7 protein-coding genes and 2 pseudogenes are annotated in these 17,758 nt (G+C 71.2%); 6 read left to right on the forward strand and 3 right to left on the reverse strand.

Annotated features, from left to right (window positions below):
• Positions 1–254: 254 nt before the first annotated feature.
• Positions 255–577: pseudogene (locus tag ACIBJC_RS13460) on the forward strand (metallophosphoesterase); the annotation flags it as partial.
• A gap of 49 nt (positions 578–626) precedes the next feature.
• Here the strand turns inward: ACIBJC_RS13460 and ACIBJC_RS13465 are convergent.
• Positions 627–3,119: an excinuclease ABC subunit UvrA gene (locus ACIBJC_RS13465; RefSeq protein ID WP_399291655.1), complete on the reverse strand. Its 2,493-nt coding sequence runs from the start codon at positions 3,117–3,119 to the stop codon at positions 627–629.
• Between the two features lie 120 nt (positions 3,120–3,239).
• A pseudogene (locus ACIBJC_RS13470) lies at positions 3,240–3,656 on the reverse strand (ACT domain-containing protein).
• 717 nt (positions 3,657–4,373) lie between these two features.
• Here ACIBJC_RS13470 and ACIBJC_RS13475 point away from each other — a divergent pair.
• Positions 4,374–6,383 (forward strand): N-6 DNA methylase, encoded by a 2,010-nt coding sequence (locus tag ACIBJC_RS13475; RefSeq protein ID WP_399291656.1) that lies wholly within the window; start codon positions 4,374–4,376, stop codon positions 6,381–6,383.
• 96 nt (positions 6,384–6,479) lie between these two features.
• On the opposite strand, the gene ACIBJC_RS13480 is transcribed toward ACIBJC_RS13475, so the two are convergent.
• Positions 6,480–7,931, reverse strand: coding sequence for a protein kinase (locus ACIBJC_RS13480; protein ID WP_399291658.1), 1,452 nt, complete (start codon positions 7,929–7,931; stop codon positions 6,480–6,482).
• A gap of 212 nt (positions 7,932–8,143) precedes the next feature.
• On the opposite strand from ACIBJC_RS13480, the gene ACIBJC_RS13485 reads away from it, so the two are divergent.
• From ACIBJC_RS13485 to ACIBJC_RS13500, 4 genes are read left to right on the forward strand one after another with little or no spacing between them, the layout of a single operon-like run.
• Positions 8,144–9,817, forward strand: coding sequence for a PD-(D/E)XK nuclease family protein (locus ACIBJC_RS13485; protein ID WP_399291660.1), 1,674 nt, complete (start codon positions 8,144–8,146; stop codon positions 9,815–9,817).
• Positions 9,814–10,968, forward strand: coding sequence for a hypothetical protein (locus ACIBJC_RS13490; RefSeq protein WP_399291662.1), 1,155 nt, complete (start codon positions 9,814–9,816; stop codon positions 10,966–10,968). Before ACIBJC_RS13485 ends, ACIBJC_RS13490 begins: the two co-directional genes overlap by 4 nt.
• Entirely contained in the window at positions 10,961–14,599 is a 3,639-nt protein-coding gene (locus ACIBJC_RS13495; RefSeq protein ID WP_399291663.1) for a hypothetical protein, read from the forward strand. The genes ACIBJC_RS13490 and ACIBJC_RS13495 overlap by 8 nt, the downstream gene beginning before the upstream one ends.
• Positions 14,562–17,735, forward strand: a complete 3,174-nt coding sequence (locus ACIBJC_RS13500) for a pPIWI_RE module domain-containing protein (protein WP_399291665.1) — start codon at positions 14,562–14,564, stop codon at positions 17,733–17,735. Before ACIBJC_RS13495 ends, ACIBJC_RS13500 begins: the two co-directional genes overlap by 38 nt.
• The last annotated feature ends 23 nt before the right edge of the window (positions 17,736–17,758 follow it).

Genomic DNA, 17,758 nt, shown 5'->3' on the forward strand with positions numbered 1-17,758 from the left:
CGCGTCCCTGAAGCCGGGATGTCCGTTTCTGAAGCTTAACGACCAGGGCTGCTGACCAGCAGATTTGCAATTTCAGGCGATCATGCGGCGGTTCCAGAGGGAACGGTCGAGTTGTGAGAAGCCGGATTCGCTGTCGTCGCGACCGCCGTAGAGTTTCTGGTGTCTGCGGGTGGCGTCGGGGATTTGGAGGAGGTGTTCGGCGCGGTGGAAGCCTTGTTCGGTGTCGCTGTGTCCTGCTTCACGTTCACCGGGGCGGCGCCGACCCCGACGACGGCCCGGACTACGAGGGCGCGCTCGGCGGACGCGACCGGCACCGGGCCGTCGTCCTCCTCGCCCACCAGCCCGCACAGGTCATGGAGGCCGCCCGTTACGAGGTGGATCTCCAGTTGCCCGGCCACACCCACGGCGGCCGGCTCTGGCCCTTCACCCATCTCACTGCCCTGGCCAACCCGGACGTCGCCGGGCTGAGCGGCACGGGGACACCCTGCTCCACGTGACCCGGGGCACCGGCTTCTGGGGGCCGCCGGTCCGGCTGGGCGCCGGCCCGGACATCACCGTCGTGGAACTGGCGTCGCCCCGCGTCCGACCGTGTACGCGACGGCCGGGCGCGGGGCGCCACCGGTGCCTCAGTGGCCGCCGGGCCCGCCCAGCAGCGGCAGGCCCGCCGTGTACCGGCGCAGGAAGCCCGCGGTCGGGGTGTCGGCTTCGGCGACCTGGTCCGGGGTACCCGCGGCCACGACCGCGCCGCCGTCCGGGCCGGCGCCCGGCCCCAGGTCGATCACCCAGTCCGCGGAGGCCGCGACGGGGATGTCGTGCTCGGCGACGACCACGGTGTTGCCCGAGTCGAGCAGCAGGTCGAAGGCGTCCACCATGCGCTGGATGTCGGAGGGGTGCAGACCGGAGACGGGTTCGTCGAGCACGACCAGTCCGGCCTTGCGCCCCGCCGATCCGCGCTGGATCGCCGACGCCAGCTTCAGGCGCTGCGCCTCGCCGCCGGAGAGTTGAGTGGCGTTCTGGCCGAGTTGCAGATAGCCGAGGCCGACCCGGTCCATGGCCTCCAGCGCCTCCGCCAACTGCCGCTGTCCCGTGAGGCGTTCGACGGCCTCGGCGACGGTCAGCTCCAGCACCCCGTCGATGGTCAACCCCTCGTAGGTGATCTCCAGGGCCTCCGGTGTGTAGCGGCGGCCCTCACAGGCGTCGCAGACCACCCACACGTCCGGCAGGAAGTGCATGTCGACCAGCTTGCGGCCGTACCCGGTACAGGTCTCGCAGCGTCCGCCGTTGGCCGTGTTGAAGGAGAACCAGGAGGACTTGACGCCGCGCTTGCGTGCCTCGTCGGTCTCCGAGAACAGCTTGCGGACGATGTCGAACGCCTTGCTGTACGTGGCGGGGTTGGACCGGGGTGTCCGGCCGATCGGCTCCTGGTCGACCACGGCGACCCAGCTGAAGCGCTCGCTCCCGGCGACCCGGCGGACGGTTTCGGCCGTCGTTCCGGTCAAAGCCGCCTCCGTCCCGGCACCGAGCGCGCCGAGCAGACTGCTCTTGCCGCTGCCGCTGACCCCGGTCAGACAGGTCAGCCGGCCCACGGGGAAGCGGACCAGGTCCGTTGTCACGTTGTGCGCGGACAGCCCGTGCAGTTCCACCCAGCGAGTGCCCTCCCCGACCGGCCGGCGGGTACGGCGCAGCCGCGGTCCCTTCCCGGCGAGGTAGTGGCCGGTGAGCGAGCGGGGGTGCGCGGCGATGTCTGCGGGGGTGCCGGAGACGAGCACCTCGCCGCCCAGCCGTCCGGCGCCCGGTCCCATGTCGATCACCCAGTCGGCGCGGGCGATCAGTTCAGGGTCGTGTTCGACCAGCAGCACGCTGTTCCCGGCGGCGCGCAGTTCCAGCGCGATGTCCAGCAGATGGGCCTTGTCCGCAGGGTGGAGGCCGGTGCCCGGTTCGTCCAGGACGAAGATGATGTCGCTGAGTTCGGTGCTGAGCTGGGCGGCGAGCCGGGTGCGCTGGAGTTCGCCGCCGGACAGGGTGGCCGCGCCGCGCGACAGTTGGAGATGGGCGAGGCCGAGGCGGTCCAGCACGCGGAGTCTTCGGGCGAGGTCCTGGAGGAGGGGTTCGCCGACCGCGCGCCGGCCGGTGTCGAGACCGGAGGTGACCCGGTCGCCCCAGGCGCGTACCTCCCGGACGTCGACCTCCAGCAGTTCGGGGTAGGCGAGCCCGCCGAGCCGTACCGACCGGGCGATCGCGTCGTAGCCGGTGCCGCCGCAGGTGGTGCAGGGCATCTTGCGCATGTACGGCAGATAGCGCTCCTTGGCGCTGGGAGTCGCCGCATTCGCGAAGACCCTCTCCACCTCGGCGAGCGCTCCGCGCAGCGGCTCGCTGGAGGTGTACGTCCAGGAGGACGTCTCGTTCTTGTTGGGCATGTCGACGGTCGCCTCGATCCTCTCGTCACCCGTGCCGTGCAGCACGTCGCGCCGGAAGCCCTCGGGCAGCGACTGCCAGGGCTGTGCGAGGTCCACGCCGCGTTTCTCGGCCAGTGCGGGAATGAAGGCGTGTTCGCCGGAGCGCCACTTCGCGTACCAGGGGGAGGCTCCGTCGAACAGGGGCAACTCCGGGTGCGTGACGACGAGTTCCTCCCGCGCCTGCCAGCGTCCGCCGACGCCGTGGCAGTCGGAGCAGCTTCCCTCCGGGGTGTGCCGGTCGAAGTGGGCGGTACTGAGATGGCCGTCACCGGATATCGCGTCCGGGCCGATGCCGGGCAGCCGGGAGTAGAGCAGTCCGAGGTGGCCGTCGATACCGGTGATGGTGGCGACGGTGGAGCGGGGGTTGCGGTTGAGCCGGCGCTGGTCGACGGCGAGGGTGGCGCCGAGACCGAGGATCCGGTCCACCTTGGGGCGGTTGCGCTGGGTGATGTACTGCCGGACGAACGGCGAGAGCCCTTCCAGATAACGGAGTTGGGCCTCGCTGTGCAGAGTGTCGATCGCTAACGAGGTCTTGCCGCTGCCGCTGACCCCGGTGAAGGCCACCACCCGGCCCTTGGGGATGCTCACGGTGACATCGCGGAGGTTGTTGGTCCGTGCCCCCACCACCTCGATGGTCTCCGAGACGCGCACGCTTTCTGTCATTTCCTCAGTCCTCTCCCGACGGCGGGAAGGACAACGTACGGGCCCGGAACGCCCGGTAGGGGCCCGGCGTCCTCGTTCCGAGCACCTCGAAAGCCCCTCCCGGACAAACCAATGAGGCTACTACGCGACGTCGGCCGCCGATCTGCGGGAGAGCGCTTCGAGCAGGTCCATGGCACGGTCCGCCACCTCGTACGGCACGAAGAGATGGTCGCTCTTCGTGGTGGAATCCGGCCACTACATTGCGGCTGACTCCGGCCCGAGCGAGTTCATGGGCGACGGCGGCGGTCAGGCCCACCGCATCCAGAGCGGAGTGCACCCGCAGGACCAGCCACCCGGCCACGTAGTCGTACCCCGGCCCCGCCGCCTCGGCGTCCTCCTGCCGCAGCACCAGAGTGAGGCCTTAGCGTTCGGCCACCGTGACGACCGGGGTCACTCCGGCAGGATGTCGCCGGCCACAGTGGTGAACACGTAGCGCCCCGGATTCATCTCCGGCCGCATGTCGATCAGAAGCCGTCGCAGGTCAGTCTCGCCATACACGGGAGACACCCTTACAGCCGGGCGGGCGGACGACGCACCGAGAGCGGCAGACCGGGCTGTCGTTCGATCGACCGGGGAGCGAGTGGTGGTCGCCGGACGGGTGACTCATACGCCGCGGAGTACCCGAAGGCTCACGTCGGCGACCACCCGCGCGGGCTCCGCGGGGACCCGTGGGAGGGGTAGAAGTCCATCCAACTGGCCTACGGGCTCAACGTCCCAACGAGCTACCGGCGTTGGCGGGCAGGCGCGCAGCCATGTTTTCACGCCGACAAGGCGCACCCGAAGGGATCAGGGGGACTGACCTGCGAAGACGCCCCACGCGTTCCCGAAATCAAAGAGGGGCGTTCCTGGGCCCCATCGCGACAAGCCGCTGACCTGCGCTTCAGCAATTGTCCGCAAGGCCCACGAAGGCGAAGACGAAGGCGAGGCGAGGTCAAGTGTTGGGCGGTTGGCCGCCTGACCTGAACGGGGTGGCGGATGGGGCGCTGATGGTTGCGTCCGGGACTGTCGGCGCGCAGCGCTTCCGGAAGGCGGCATTTAATCGTTCACGTGTTCGATGTAGGGTCCGGATCGGTGGGGTTGTGGATGCGACCGCTGAGTCATGGCCGACTGGCTGAACAGTAGACTGAAAACTAAGTCAATCAATCCGCCATGAGATATGTGGGGGTTCGCCGCGCCAGGTGACGCGGCAGAGTGCCGGATTCAGGGAAGGGCAGCATGACGCAGCGTGATGAGCGGGTTCTGGTGACGCTCGCCGAGATCGCTCGGTTCGCCGGAGTGGGGCGTGCGGCTGTCAGCAACTGGCGGCGGCGGTTCGAAGACTTTCCCGTCTCCGTGGGGGGAAGCGATGCCAGCCCGCAGTTCGCACTCGACGCGGTCGAGGAGTGGCTGCTGACCCGCGGCAAGCTGCGCGCCTCCAGCGGGGCTCTCGATCGGTTGTGGCCGCACATCGAGGCGCTCGGTGACCGTGACCGCATGGGACTGGTCATCGCGGAGGCGGGTCTGCGACTCGCCACAGCCGCGGCGCCGCCTCCCTGGCCGGATGCAGTGCCTCAACTTTCTCCTGGTGAACTCCGCTTGGTGTACGAGGCCATGGGGGCGGGACCGACTGCCGGCGGTGCGGAAACCTTCCGTGTTCTGCTGGAGCGCTGGCTGAGTACCCATGTCCGGCAGATCACCACGACACCTGTCCCGCTCTCCGACCTCATGACGGAACTCGCCGACGAGACCCGCGGGCGGCGCCCCGTGCGCCGTGTGGCGGATCCGGCCTGTGGCGTCGGCACACTGCTGCTGGCCGCCGTTCGGCACTGGTCGGTGCGGGAGCCGCTGAGGCTCACGGGGCTCGACATCGACCCTGTCCTCGGACGGCTCGCGGCGGCCCGGCTGGCCTTGGTCGCGGATCACGAGCAGGTCGACATCACGATTGCCGACACCCTGCGTGACGACCCCGGCGCCGATGCTCGCGCGGACGTCATCCTGTGCAGTCCGCCTGCCAACGAACGGGACTGGGGTCATGCGCAACTGGCCACGGACCGGCGCTGGCTCTTCGGCCAGCCGCCCCGCACCGAGTCGGAACTCGCCTGGGTGCAGCATGTCGTATCCGCCCTGGCCGAGGACGGAGTAGCGGTCGTCCTCCTGCCGCCTGCCGTGGCCTCGCGCCGGGCGGGCCGCCGGATTCGGGCCGGTTTGCTGCGCGCCGGATCGCTGCGAGCAGTGGTCGCGCTGCCGCCCGGTGCCGCACCGCCTTACGGGGTGGGGCTGCACCTCTGGGTTCTTCGTGCGGCGGACGCGAACCCGGATGAGAGGGGCATCCTGCTGGTCGATGCGGCGGATTGCCGCCACACAGCAACCGCGGGCGGTACACAGGTCGTCGACTGGGACGGGGTGCGGGAGCGGGTCTTCGCCGCCGTACGGGGCGATGTCCCGCCCGGTGCCGTGACGGTGCCGGTGGTGGACCTTTTGGGGGAAGAGACAGACCTCACCCCTGCCCGGCACGTGCCGCCCACCGTCGCCACGTCGGCCGTCGAACTGAACAGATCCTGGGGCCGTTTCGACCATGCGCTGGTCGCTGTGCGCGACGCCGGGCAGGCCTTGCGGCCCCTGGCCTCGACGCAGCCGCCCCGGGCGCCCGCAGCCGTGAGCGTGGGGGATCTGGAGGCCGCCGATGCCGTCAGGCTCACGCCTGGAGAGCCCTTGCCCGAGGGAGTGCTGCGACGTGGGCCCCGCCCTGACCGCGGGGTTCCGGTGCTCATGGCCGGGCACTTGGGGGAGGGGCGGATCGAACAGTGGTGGATGGCCGCGGACGACGTGGAACGCGGGGAGCGGGAAAGAGGGCTGACCGTCACCGGCTTCGGGGACGTCGTGGTCGTCACCACGTTCGCGGAGTTCGACGCCTGGGTCGAGACGGCGGCACCGACCGTGCTCGGCCCGCATCTGCAACGGCTTCGGGTGGATCCGGAGCGGCTCGACCCGTGGTTCCTCGCGGCCTGTCTGAGAGTGCGCTTCAACGCGCGCCAGGCCGGTACGCACGCATCGGTCAGTTCACGTGTGGACGTACGGCGTTTGAGGGCGATGCGGTTGCCGCTCGACGAGCAGCGACGGTACGGAGGGATTCACCGGCAGTTGGTCGAGTTCGAGCGGGCTGCCGCGGAACTCTCCTCGGTTTCGGGTGCGTTGAGCGGGGCACTGTCCGAGCTGCTGGCGGTGGGGCACGTCACCATGGAGTGAGGACAGGGCCCTCGCCGCCCTGGTGAGGAACCGGGACTTCTCGACGGCACCGCGCGTACGCGTCGGCATCCGTGGCCGTGTATCGGGGCTCGGCTCTCAGCTCGGCGGCAGCACGTCGCTCGGCAGCACGTCCAGCAGTGCCTCCACGGCCGTGCGGTGACCCCATTCGGCGAATTCCTCGCCGGACTCCCGAGCCCGCCGAACCACCCGCCGCGGTGGCGAGGGCAGCAGAACGTGCAGGCGCCGGACGGTGGCTTCCCAGAGGGGGAAGGCGCGATCCGTGCTGTCCTCCTCCGGGACCATGCACTCCGCCACCCCGATCCGGGCCTCCAGCAACCGGTGGTGCTCCGCCGTCCCCGCCGCGGCGCCGTCGAGGTCGCGTGCCAGCGTCCGGTATCGCGCGCCCGCACCCGGCCAGTCCCCCGTGTGCCGTAGCCGGTCCGCGCACAGCAGGCGCGCTCGTACGACATCCGGATCACAGGCTCCCCAAGGGCCACGGGCCTCCGGGAGCATCGCGTCGAGTTGCTTCGCCCGATGCCCCGCGTCTCCGCGCGCCAGTTCCCGCTCGGCCTCGTCCAGCAGTGTCCGGAAGGCGGAGCGGTCCGGAACACCGGGGGCCCGACGGCGCACGACGGGCCGACGGCTGTGCCCCCGACCGGCTGCCGGGACGCGCGTGGCCGCGAGGGTGTCGGGATGCGCGCGGAAGGGCCGGGTGGGGTCGGGTTCGAGCGCCGGGTCCGGTCCGGGGTCACCGGGCCTGGGCACCAGCGCCGCGAGCGCCGCGGCGGCGCCGCCCGCGGAGGGGCGCGACCTGGGGTCCTTGGCCAGCATGCGCGCCACCAGGTCGGCGAGTCCGGGAGGAAGCCCTGGGAGGCGGTCGTCGAGCCGGGGCGCCGGAGTGTCGCAGTGGTGCTGCTCGATGATGTGCTCGGAGGCGCCGTTGAAGACCCGGTCGCCTGTGGCGAGGCGGAAGAGCGTACAGCCGACGCCGTAGATGTCGGCGGCCGGGGCGGGGTTGCGTTCTCCGAGGATGATCTCGGGGGCCTTGTAGCCGAGGCTGCCCGGGGTGCGGCCCTCGGTGTGCCGGGTGGCGTCGGGGTCGTCCGGAAGCGCGATGCCGAAGTCGACGAGAAACACCTCGCCGGACTCGGCGAGTATGACGTTCTGCGGCTTGATGTCGCGATGAACCACCCCTGCCGCGTGCACCCGTTCCAGAATCCGCAGCAACTGAACGACGATCGCCGCGGTGGCCGTGAGGGTGGGCCGGTGCGATTCCAGGAAATCGCGCAGGTTCTTGCCGTCGATGAACTCGGTGACGAGGTAGGGCCGTCCGCCGTAGAAGTCGTAAGTGACGAGGCGTGGGACGCCGTGCCCGCCCAGACGCTCGTGCATCTGCCGCTCGCGCTCGAAACGTTTGAGTTCGTTGGGGGTGAGCCGGCCGTAGTGGTCCCCATGGCCGGGCGTGGAGTCGCGCGGTGGGCGGACGAGGAACTTCACCGCGACGATCTGGCCGGTTCTCAGATCCTCGGCCCGGTAAACGGTACCCATGCCGCCGCTCTTGGGCGCATGGGTGACCTTGAATCTCTCGGCGATTACCTGCCCACGCTTCATGCCTCTACCCCCTCCTGTGTCTTTCCGTGATCGGTCGCACACAGCGTAGTGGAAACGCGCCAAGCGGATTCATATCGCTTGACTGTGTTCACACTCTACCTCCATGCTGGAATGGTCCCGCTCGGCCGAGCCGTAAGGAGGCGTCACTCATGAGTGCGTTTCGGAAGCCGCCCCAGGTGGATGGTGACGATCAACTGATCCGGATCGGCCTGCCGCTGCTGCGTCAGGAGCCGGACGCCTGCCCCGCCGGGCGTGCGCTGCGCGCCAGGCCGCTGCTGACGCAGCAGCCCGATCGCAGCCGTCGCAAACCGGTTGAGGACTTTCCCTTCGCTCCCTGGGGCAACCTCGTCGACTCCGTGGAGCATCACGGCAGGAGCCTCGCCGAGGCCGCGGCGATCCCCGGGAACACGCGGCGCTGCTCCGAGGCGCACGTGCGCTGGGCCGTGGAGGCGGCGGGTACGTATCTCGCCGCCCGGGCCCGTGAACAGAGCGTTCGCGTGGCTGCCGGGCGGCCCGCCACTCGTCCTGTGCAGAAGCAGTGGGTCGGGGTGGACCAGCTGCGCGAACAGGACGGCCGCGGTGCCGATCGGTACGAACGCACCGCATGGGGACGGCAGTACGCCAGTGAGGACGGCTCCTCGCGGGAGATCTGGATTCCGTCCATGGGCTCCGTCAAGCGCGACCGGCCACTGCCGGAGATCGCTGCCGCCGCTTACGTGGCAGCGGGCGGCATCCCGGCTGACCTTCCGTACGGCGAACGAGCACAACTGCCCGACCGGCACGGAGTGCTGCCGCAGCGGGTCCGGGTCGTCGGCGTGGGACTCGGTGACGGCAGCACCCAGGTGCTGGCCGACTGGGATGCGGCGGAGGCCAGGCGTCAGTTCGGTGAGCACGCCAAGCCGCTGATGTCGCGCGCTGCCGACGGCCGTGAGTTACGCCCGGGCCAGGACTGCGTCCGCTGCGAAGCCCTCAGTGGCTGCCCGGCCGTTCCACGTGTGCCCGGACTGCTGGGCGCGCCCGCCCCGTTCCGCCCCCGTAAGCGGCGCAGCGTGTCCGTCTCCGACCTGAGGGCTTACCGGGACTGCCCCGCCCGCTACTACCTCACGCGCGTACTGAAGCTCAGGGACGGCCGCACCGAGAACGCGGCGATCCGCCGGGGGCGGGCTGTGGACGCATGGCTGAACGAGCGTCATGGCGGCGGGACCGGCACGCCCTGTCGGTATGTGCCACTCCCCGAGGCCCTGCCCGGCCTGTCCGCCGAGGAACTGCCCGCCGCCCTCGCCATGATCCGCCATCACCGGGGCCGCTGCCCTCTCGACGGACTGGCGGCGGACGAAACCGTCCAGCCGCAGCGGCGGATCGCCGTGTACGACGCCGACGCCGACGTAGTCGTCATCGCCGACTGCGACCTCGTACACACCGACCGGGGCGGCACGGTCGTACGCGAGACGAAGACGGCCGCGCACCGGTTCGGCGAGCGGCGTGAACTCGTGCGGACCTACCCCCAACTCGCCCTCGCCGTGCTCCTTATGGCGTCCGGAGCGCTGGGCGGCGACCCGCGCCGTTCCCGCATCGAGCTGGAGGTGCTGCGCCAGGACGGCGCGCATCTGGAGGAGATCGACCCCTTCGACGCCGTCACGCTCGACCAGTCCCGACGCGTCATCACGGAACTCGCCGCCGGGTGGGCGGCCGACGAGAGGTACACCGCGGCCCCCGCCCGCGACGTCGACTGCGCCGACTGCGAGGCCCGCCGCTGGTGCACCTCGGCCCGGAACCCACGCGGTGACGGCGCCCTCCACACCCCTGGGGGAGCTCTCCGATGACCCTCGACGACGCCGTCCCGCTGCCCGCCGAAGAATGGGCCGCCCACGACGGCGTTCCCCTGCTGCGGACCCTCGCCGGCGCGCTCATCGTCCTGGAGGCCACCACCGGCCTGGACTCCTTCACCTTGCCCTATCCGCCCGAGGCGCAGCGCGCCCTGGACCGGACAGTGCTTTCCTGTCTGCTGGGCGGGGAACAACCCCCCGCCGGGCTCACCGAACTCGTCGACCGCTGTCGCACCCTTGCGCTCTCCGAGTGGCCGCTCGGCCTGCCCCTCGACGCGATCGGCCCCGAGGACCGGTTGCTGGACGAGGAGTCCGGGCGCCCCACCGAGCTGTGTCACGAGTGGGCCTGGCGTACCCCGGACGCGGCGGTGGAGTTCCGGGACCGGCAGATCGTACGGGCCGCGCTGCGCATGTGCCGGGAGTACGGCGACGAGGAGGCGTACACAGCCTTCCGCGGCCTGCTGGTGCGCCGACCGGTCCTCACTCTTTTCGAGATGCACGAACTGGACGGGGACATGGTGTTCGAACCCGTCCGAGGCCTGATCCGGCAGATCTACCGGTCGGTCCCCGACTCCTACCTCTACGACGGCGCCTACACCTGCTGCGAGCGCTGTCTCACCCTGCTCTCCCCCTCCCCGGAAGGCGATTGGTGGTGTGAGCGGGACCGGTGCAGACGGCAGGGACCGGCTCCGGCCGGGCGCCGCATCCTCAGGGAGACCGCCGGTGGGCTCTGCCAACTGGAGCGCCCGCTGCGGCAGTTCGTCACCGGTCCGGGACGCGCGGAGGCCGATCTCGAACGCGATCTCATCGCGCTCGGCCTCGACGTACGCATGTGGCCCGGCTACGACGCGTACGACCTGCTGGTGAGATTCCCCGACGGCCACCGCTGGGCCGTCGACGTCAAGGACTGGGCGCATCCCGTCTTCCTGGGCCGCTCGGCCCGGCCCGTCCCGCACGACCCGCCGTACGACGAGGCGTTCTGGGCCGTGCCGAAGCACCGCACTCTGGCCCGCCCCGGCTACGTCGCCGCCTTCGAACGAGCACGGCCCGCACGGGCCCGGGACGTGTCCCTGCTCACCGACGCCGAACTCGTCGCGCGGGCAGGTGCCCGTCTGCACGCACGGAAAGGAGACACCGACGATGCGTGACAGGGAGAGCTGGCACAAGCCGGTGAGCCGTGAACTGGCCCGCGTCTGGAGCGGGTTGCCGTCGGAGCTGGACGGCGTGAAGCCCGTCCAGGTGTGTCAGGCCGAACTGGCCCTGCGGCTCATGGAACGCCTCGCCCCGGACGAGCCCGCGGAGGGCGCCTACACGCTGCTCGGCGGCTACCCCTTCGCCAAGGCGGCGGGCCTGGCACGCACCCCGGAGCACGACACCATGCTCGCCGCGGCCCGCCATCTGCTGTGGACGTTGCGCCGGGGCCGCGCCTGGCAGCAGGTGCTCGACGTCTATCGCCGGGTTCCGGAGCGGCTGCGTGCCTACGACGTACCGTCGCCCGGATCCGGCGAGCCGCCGCGTCCGCTGCGGCCCACCGTCGCCGCCGGCCGTATCGCGGTGTACGGCGACGCCTTGGCGGCGCTGCCTGATTTCGCTCGCCGCCCGTTGTCCCTGGCCCCGGCCGGGCGCAGTAACTTCCGTGAGCGGCGCCGCACTACGTCCGTCACCATCCCCGAGGGGCTTCTCTTCGAGCGCCCGCCCGGCCACGACCTCGCGGCGGCCCGCCCCGGCGGCTCGAAACCGCTGAACATCACCCGCGCCGAACTCGACGACACCGCACGGTGGATGGACGACATGGAGCGGGAGACCGGTGTCGAACGGCCTGGGCGCTGGGCCGCTCGTCTGGCCGAGCTGCGGATCGCCCCGCGTGACGCCGACGGCCGCGGTTTCACGGACGGAGACACACTTCGCCTCGACGGGCTGCTGCATCTGGTCGGCATGGTCGGCGCGGGCAAGAGCACCCTGATGACGCTCGTCGCGGTCCGGGCGGCTCGTAAGGGCCTGAGGACCACGCTCGTCGTGGGTGACGTGGCCGAACAGCTCCGCCTGTGCGAGCTGTTCACCCAACTCGAACTGCCCGCCGTACCCGTGCTCGGCCCGACGGCCCGTCAGACCCATGTGGAGCGTCTCCACCGGAGGCTCGCCTCGCGGGGCCTCGACAACCTCCTCGATCACGACGCTTATGGTTTCGACGAGTTGAGCACCGTGTGCGTGGTGGACGCCCTGCGAGGCACCGAGGCGGCCGAGCCGCTGCGCTACGCCGACGCGCCCTGCACCGCTCTGTACCCCGAGAAGAGCAAGGCGGCGGCCCCGGAGCCCACGGAGGGTCTGCCCGGCGTATGGGACCCGGCGGCCCGTGAGGCCAGGGAACCGGGGCCGCGCCCCGAGGACGAACTGAAGGGCACCTCGCACGGTTGCCCGATCTGGGCCGAGTGCCCGCGCCATCGCGCCGCCCGCAGCCAGGTCGACGCCCTGATCTGGGTCGCCAACCCGGCCAGCCTCGTCCAGAGCGCCGTGCCCGCGCACCTCAACGACGAGCGGCTGCGGCATCTCGAACTTGCCTGTACCCGCAGCGACATCGTCTTCGTCGACGAGGCCGACGCCGTCCAGATGCGGCTCGATGACCTGTTCGCCCCGTCCGCGACGCTGGTGCGGCCCGACGTCGAGTCCTGGCTGGACCAGCTCCACACCCACAAGATCGAGGAGCTGTCGCGGTACGGGCGGCTGCCGCTGACCGACCGCGACGTGGAGCGGTGGAACGCCGCGCTGGCCGTCGTCACGGTCGCCACGGACCGCCTCTACCGGATGCTGATCTCCGACGAGGACCTGTGCGAATGGGTGGACACCGAGTACTTCAGCCCTTGGGCGCTTCAGGAGAAGCTGCTCGCCGACTGGTTCGGGGAACTTCCGGGCCCGGACGCCTACCGGCCCGCCGGAGCCGAAGCCCCCGACGGTGTGGCCGACGAGCGTGATCTGTACGAAGGATACGACGACGATGGCGACGAGGACCCCGAACCGGAGTCCCCGGTCCACGAGAACCCGCGCCGCACCGAACTGACCCGCCTCCTGGACACCTTCCGCGACGACCCGCTGGGCGGCCGGGGCCCGCACGGAACGCTCACCGACGCCATGGTCGCAACGGTCCACGACCTGCTGCACACCCAGTCCCCGCCCCGCAGCCGGGAGCGGGTGGACGCACTCCTGCTCGACCTCCTCGACGGCATTCCCGGCCTGCCGGGGGACGGTGACACCAAGTGGTACGACCTCACCTGCCGCAGGCTGGAGTTCACCCTGCTGCTGTCCGCGCTGCACCAGCGCCTGGACCGCCTGACCTTCCTGTGGCCCCAGGTGGAGGCGGCCCTGCGCCTCGACGGCCAGGGCAAGGAACTCGCCCGCCGGGCCCCGCTGGACTACGCCCCCGTCATTCCCGAAGCGCCCATGGGCAACGTCCTCGGCTTCCAGTACCTGCGTGACGAACGGGAGCGCGACGAGGACGGACGGACCAGCGGCACCCTGCGCTTCTTCCGCTGCGCGGGTGTCGGACGCGAGCTGCTGCTCTCCCTCGCCACCCTCGGCGCGGATCCGGCAACCAATCGTCCGGGTCCGCACGTGGTGCTGATGTCCGGAACGAGCTGGGCCGGTGAATCCACCCGTGCCCATGTCCTCGCGCCCGTCGGGGTCGTCCTCAAGCCGTCCCAGAAGTCCCTGGACGCGGTGAGCCGCACCACCTTCAGTACCCACTTCCTCTACGACGCGGACAACGGCAAGCCGATGTTCCTGTCCGGGACGCATCCCAAGACCCGTATCGACCAGGCCCGCGCCATGGCCGCCAGGCTCGGCCGCCTCGGACCCGGCGGATCCTCCAGCCCGCTCGACCTCGAACTCGCCAAGGTCGCCGACGACTACCGTCGACGCGCCATCCTGCTGGTGGGCAGCTACAAGGAGGCGTACGCCGTCGCCGACACCCTCCGCCGTGAGGACCGCTGGCAGGACGGCGTCCGCGTGCTCGTCCCCGACGCCGCCGACCTCGACCTGGCGCTCGACGGTACGGACATGTCCTACGCGGCCACCCTGCGCCGGGGAGATCTCGCCATGTTCGCGGAGGACCCGACGGCAGAGGTGCTGGTCGCGCCGCTCATGGCGGTGGAACGCGGCCACAACATTCTCAACGCGCGGTCCACCGCGGCCTTCGGCACTGCACTGTTCCTCGCCCGGCCGCACCCTCGCCCCGACGACCTCACCCTGGCGATCTACGCCATCAACGACTGGGTATGCCGCTTCGTGCGCGACCAGCGCCGCGACGACCTGCGCGAAGGTCCGTCCACCTTCGGCGAACTGGTGGCCCGGGCACACGACCTCGACCAGGCGGGCCGCAACCTGCGTACGGAGGGCCGTCAGGAGTGGCGGCGCCTGCTGAAGCGCCGCTACATCTACTCCCGCCTGGCCCCATGGGAGAAGCGGGCCTTCGCCTGGGATCAGCTGGTCACCATGTGGCAGGTCATCGGCCGCCTGGTCCGCGGTGGTGTGCCCGCCCGGGTGGTCTTCGTCGATGCCGCCTTCTCGCCCAAGCTCGCCCACGCCCTCGCCCCCGCGACCGCCGATACGGCCCTGCCCGCCGCCGACGGCCTGCTCAAAACGCTGGGCACCGCTCTCGCCCCCTATTTCTCGCCGACGGCGGACCCGTCCACGTTCCAGGACCCCGCCGATCCCGTGGTCGCCCGGCTCTTGTACGAGCCGTTCCACGATGCCCTGCGCACCCTCGACCATCACGTACGCCGCTGAGACCAGCGCGTACGCCGCCGAGACCAGCGCGTACGCCGCCGACGTTCAGGAGTTCACCATGCCCGCCGCCACCTACCGCCATGCCCGGACCGCTTCCTGGACCCCCGTGAGCCGGGAGGCTTCCACCCTCGCCCACTACCGGGTCCTGCCCTTCCCGGAGCAGTGGCGGGAAGCGATCCTCACCCTCTGCAACGCCGGGCGCGACCCGGACGCCGATCCCTGGCGCACCGTGCCGACCCGCCGCCTGGAACAGGTCCTCCAGGCGTTCGCCCCGGACGTGCTGGTGATGCCCCGGCCGTTCCACGACCGGGGCGACGAGCCGGCCCGCTGGCTGTACGTCGCCGAGGACGTCCCCGACCCGTTGCCGCGGAATGTCCTCACCCCGTTGCTGAACCGCTGGCTCGGCGAACTCCGTCCCGAACGCGAGCACCGCGAACTGCTCCAGAGCGTCCGCGCCCAGCTCGCCGCGCACCCGCCCGCATGGGAACCGGCGCGTCGGGAACTCCTCACGGGAGGCCTCACCAGGGGCGGCACCGCGGCACCGCAGGCCTACCAGTTCACGCTCACCACGGACTGGCTGGCCCGGCGGATCCTCGGCCTCGGCCCCTACCCGCACGACGCGGGGTCCCTGCGCTTCCGGGCGATGCCCCGCGGCCCCAGGGACAAGGGCGCCGAGCTCGTTTCGCAGCCGCTGCCGTACGAGCCGGGCAAGCCCGCGGGCACCTGGTGGTTCTCGGTGGTCCTCAACATCACCCTGCACACGGTGCCGTTCGATCCGCTGCCTCGCTTCCATCTGCACTGGTCGATCCGGCGCTGGGCGACCCGCGTCGGCGTCAAGTCCGCCCGTCTGCATCTGCCGTACGGCAGCCGCACGACCGTCCTGCTGCGCCCGCGCGTCCCCGTCCTGCCCGGCGTCCCGCTCAGCGAGCGCTTCGCCGTCGCGCAGATGGAGCGGCGCTTCGACAAGGAGAGGGAAGCCTTCGAGGACGGCTGGGCGGACGGTGGCCCCGCGCGGCTGCTGGCGGACATCGCCTTCGGCGAGCCGTTCCCGGACGTGGAAGCGATCCTCACCGACCCTGAGGGCTGGCTGCGGCGTGACGCCCGCGCAGGGATCGTGTACCGCACGGCCATGGGCTCCCACGCGGTGAAGGCCGGCCTGATGCCGAACCAGTGTTCCCAGCTCACCGAGTGGGCCCAGCAGGCCATCCCCGAGCAGCTTCGCCCCGCCCCCCGGCTCACGCACACCGCGCTCGCCGGTGCGAAACCCCTCAACGCCCCGCCCGGGAGCGTCAAGAAGGAGGAGAAGGAGCAGGAGGCGGCGCGGCGGACGGCCGAGCGCCGGGCCGCTGTCGCCCATGCCGTCGCCGCCCTCGGTGACCCGTCCGACGGCCTCCCGGTGTTGGAGGCCCGGCTGCTGTGGCAGACCGCCGAGATGCGCTCGACGGCCGTCGCGGCACTCGTCGAGCGGCTCGGCCTCAAGGGCGACGGCGGCACAGCCACCGAGGACGCCCACCGGGACGCCACCCCGGAGAACCCGGTCGTGCTGGAGTGGCAGGCCTCCGAAATCACGGTACGGCTGCGCTGCTGCCGACCTGTCCGGGACGGTGTCGACAGTGCCGACGAGGCTGTCGCCCTCACCGGCGGTCTGGTCATCCCGGAGGGAGTCCGGCGCACCAGGGACGTCGTCACGGCGGCTGTGCACGCGCGCCGAAGCGAAACCGCCGAGTGGCTGCGCCGGGACCGCACCGGCGGGACGCCGGCTCTGGCGCTCGTGGAGATCGACCGTCCCGAGGACTTCGCGAGCCGTGACCACGATCCCAAGTTCGCTCTCCGCCTCGGCTGCGCGGACGCCGGCTTCGTGACCCAGTTCATGGCTGTCCCCCAGCAGGTCAAGGGCTACAACACGGTCGGCAACCAGCACCATCGTGCCCTGATGGCCTGGGACGACGGCCTGCGCCAGCTCGGCGCACGCGTCCACCCCGAGCACGGTCTGGCGGAGGGCCTTCCCGAGGGGATGCGGTACGCGGCCGTGTGGATGGTCCGCAAGAACCGCACCACCCGCACCCGTTGGGCAGCCGATGTCCCGGTGGCGGTGCTGGTCACCCCGCACGCCCAGGGCAGTGGCCTGGCCCGGGTGCAGGGGTGGGACCCGGACGCGGACGACGGCGCCGGCGCCTGGGTGCCGTATCCGGCGATGCTGTTGAAGCTGACGCGGCTGGCCGAGGTCCGGCCTCTCGTCCCTGCACCGCGCGGGGCCGAGGACGCGCAGCAGGCCGGAGGGAAGCGGCGTAGCTGGCGCGCGGACCGCGAGGAGCAGCGACGCGTGGCCGAGGAGTGGCTGCAGAAGGTACGGGCCTCGCTGCGCCGGGAGCCGACGCTGCTGTTCGTGGACGCGCAGAACGCCCGATCGCACTGGACCTGGCTCCAGGACGGCCGTACGGTCCCGGACCGGCTCCGCGACGGGCACGCCGAAGCGCGCCGTCTGGACGCCGATCTGCGACTGCTGCGCGTGCGGTCGTCGACGAACCGCGAGACCCCCCAGTGGTGGGGTGTCAACCCGAAAGAAGGGCCCAACGGAATGCCCTCCCACCTGTGGCTGCCCGAGGGCGACGGCTCGGGCAGGGTCTTCTACTCCACGACTCCCAAGCCGGTGCAGTTCAAGAGCTCGGCCGTCGAGGCGGACAAGCTGGCCCCGCGCCCTATCCGGATGGGCAAGCGCAAGGGACAGCCGACCATCGACACGGGTGAGGTCGGCTGGATGCCCACCCTCCTCGAAGTCGCCGTCCTCGGCTGTCACGAGGAGGACGGCGACGACCCCCAGGCCCTGGCTCTCACGGCCCACCTGTTGCGTCAGCCGCCGGACTACCCCGAGGCGCTCGCCCTGCCGCTGCCTCTCCACCTGGCCGGCCTCGGCCAGCAGTATGTGCTGCCGACGCGCGGGCAGCAGGAGGCTTCGGCGGGCGACGACATGGCTCCGGTCGCGGATCCGGATCCGGCGAAGTACCCGGCGCCCGGACTGGAGGAGGAACCCGAGGCGCGGGAACGCGGCGACGAGGACGAGCAACTGCTTCTCTTCGAGGAATCGCCCCAGGAACAGGCGGGCTGCCGACAGCTTGGTACACGGTCGGGTGACTGAATGCGTGTTGACGCCGTCCACGA

This window comes from Streptomyces sp. NPDC050509, from assembly GCF_044457965.1.
Taxonomy (GTDB): domain Bacteria; phylum Actinomycetota; class Actinomycetes; order Streptomycetales; family Streptomycetaceae; genus Streptomyces.

Excerpts from the sequence above, each read along its gene's own strand:
- ACIBJC_RS13485 (WP_399291660.1), top strand. The coding sequence starts at position 8,144 with ATGAGTGCGTTTCGGAAGCCGCCCCAGGTGGATGGTGACGATCAACTG.
- ACIBJC_RS13490 (WP_399291662.1), top strand. The coding sequence starts at position 9,814 with ATGACCCTCGACGACGCCGTCCCGCTGCCCGCCGAAGAATGGGCCGCC.
- ACIBJC_RS13500 (WP_399291665.1), top strand. The coding sequence starts at position 14,562 with ATGCCCTGCGCACCCTCGACCATCACGTACGCCGCTGAGACCAGCGCG.
- ACIBJC_RS13480 (WP_399291658.1), bottom strand. The coding sequence starts at position 7,931 with ATGGGTACCGTTTACCGGGCCGAGGATCTGAGAACCGGCCAGATCGTC.
- ACIBJC_RS13465 (WP_399291655.1), bottom strand. The coding sequence starts at position 3,119 with ATGACAGAAAGCGTGCGCGTCTCGGAGACCATCGAGGTGGTGGGGGCA.
- ACIBJC_RS13495 (WP_399291663.1), top strand. The coding sequence starts at position 10,961 with ATGCGTGACAGGGAGAGCTGGCACAAGCCGGTGAGCCGTGAACTGGCC.
- ACIBJC_RS13475 (WP_399291656.1), top strand. The coding sequence starts at position 4,374 with ATGACGCAGCGTGATGAGCGGGTTCTGGTGACGCTCGCCGAGATCGCT.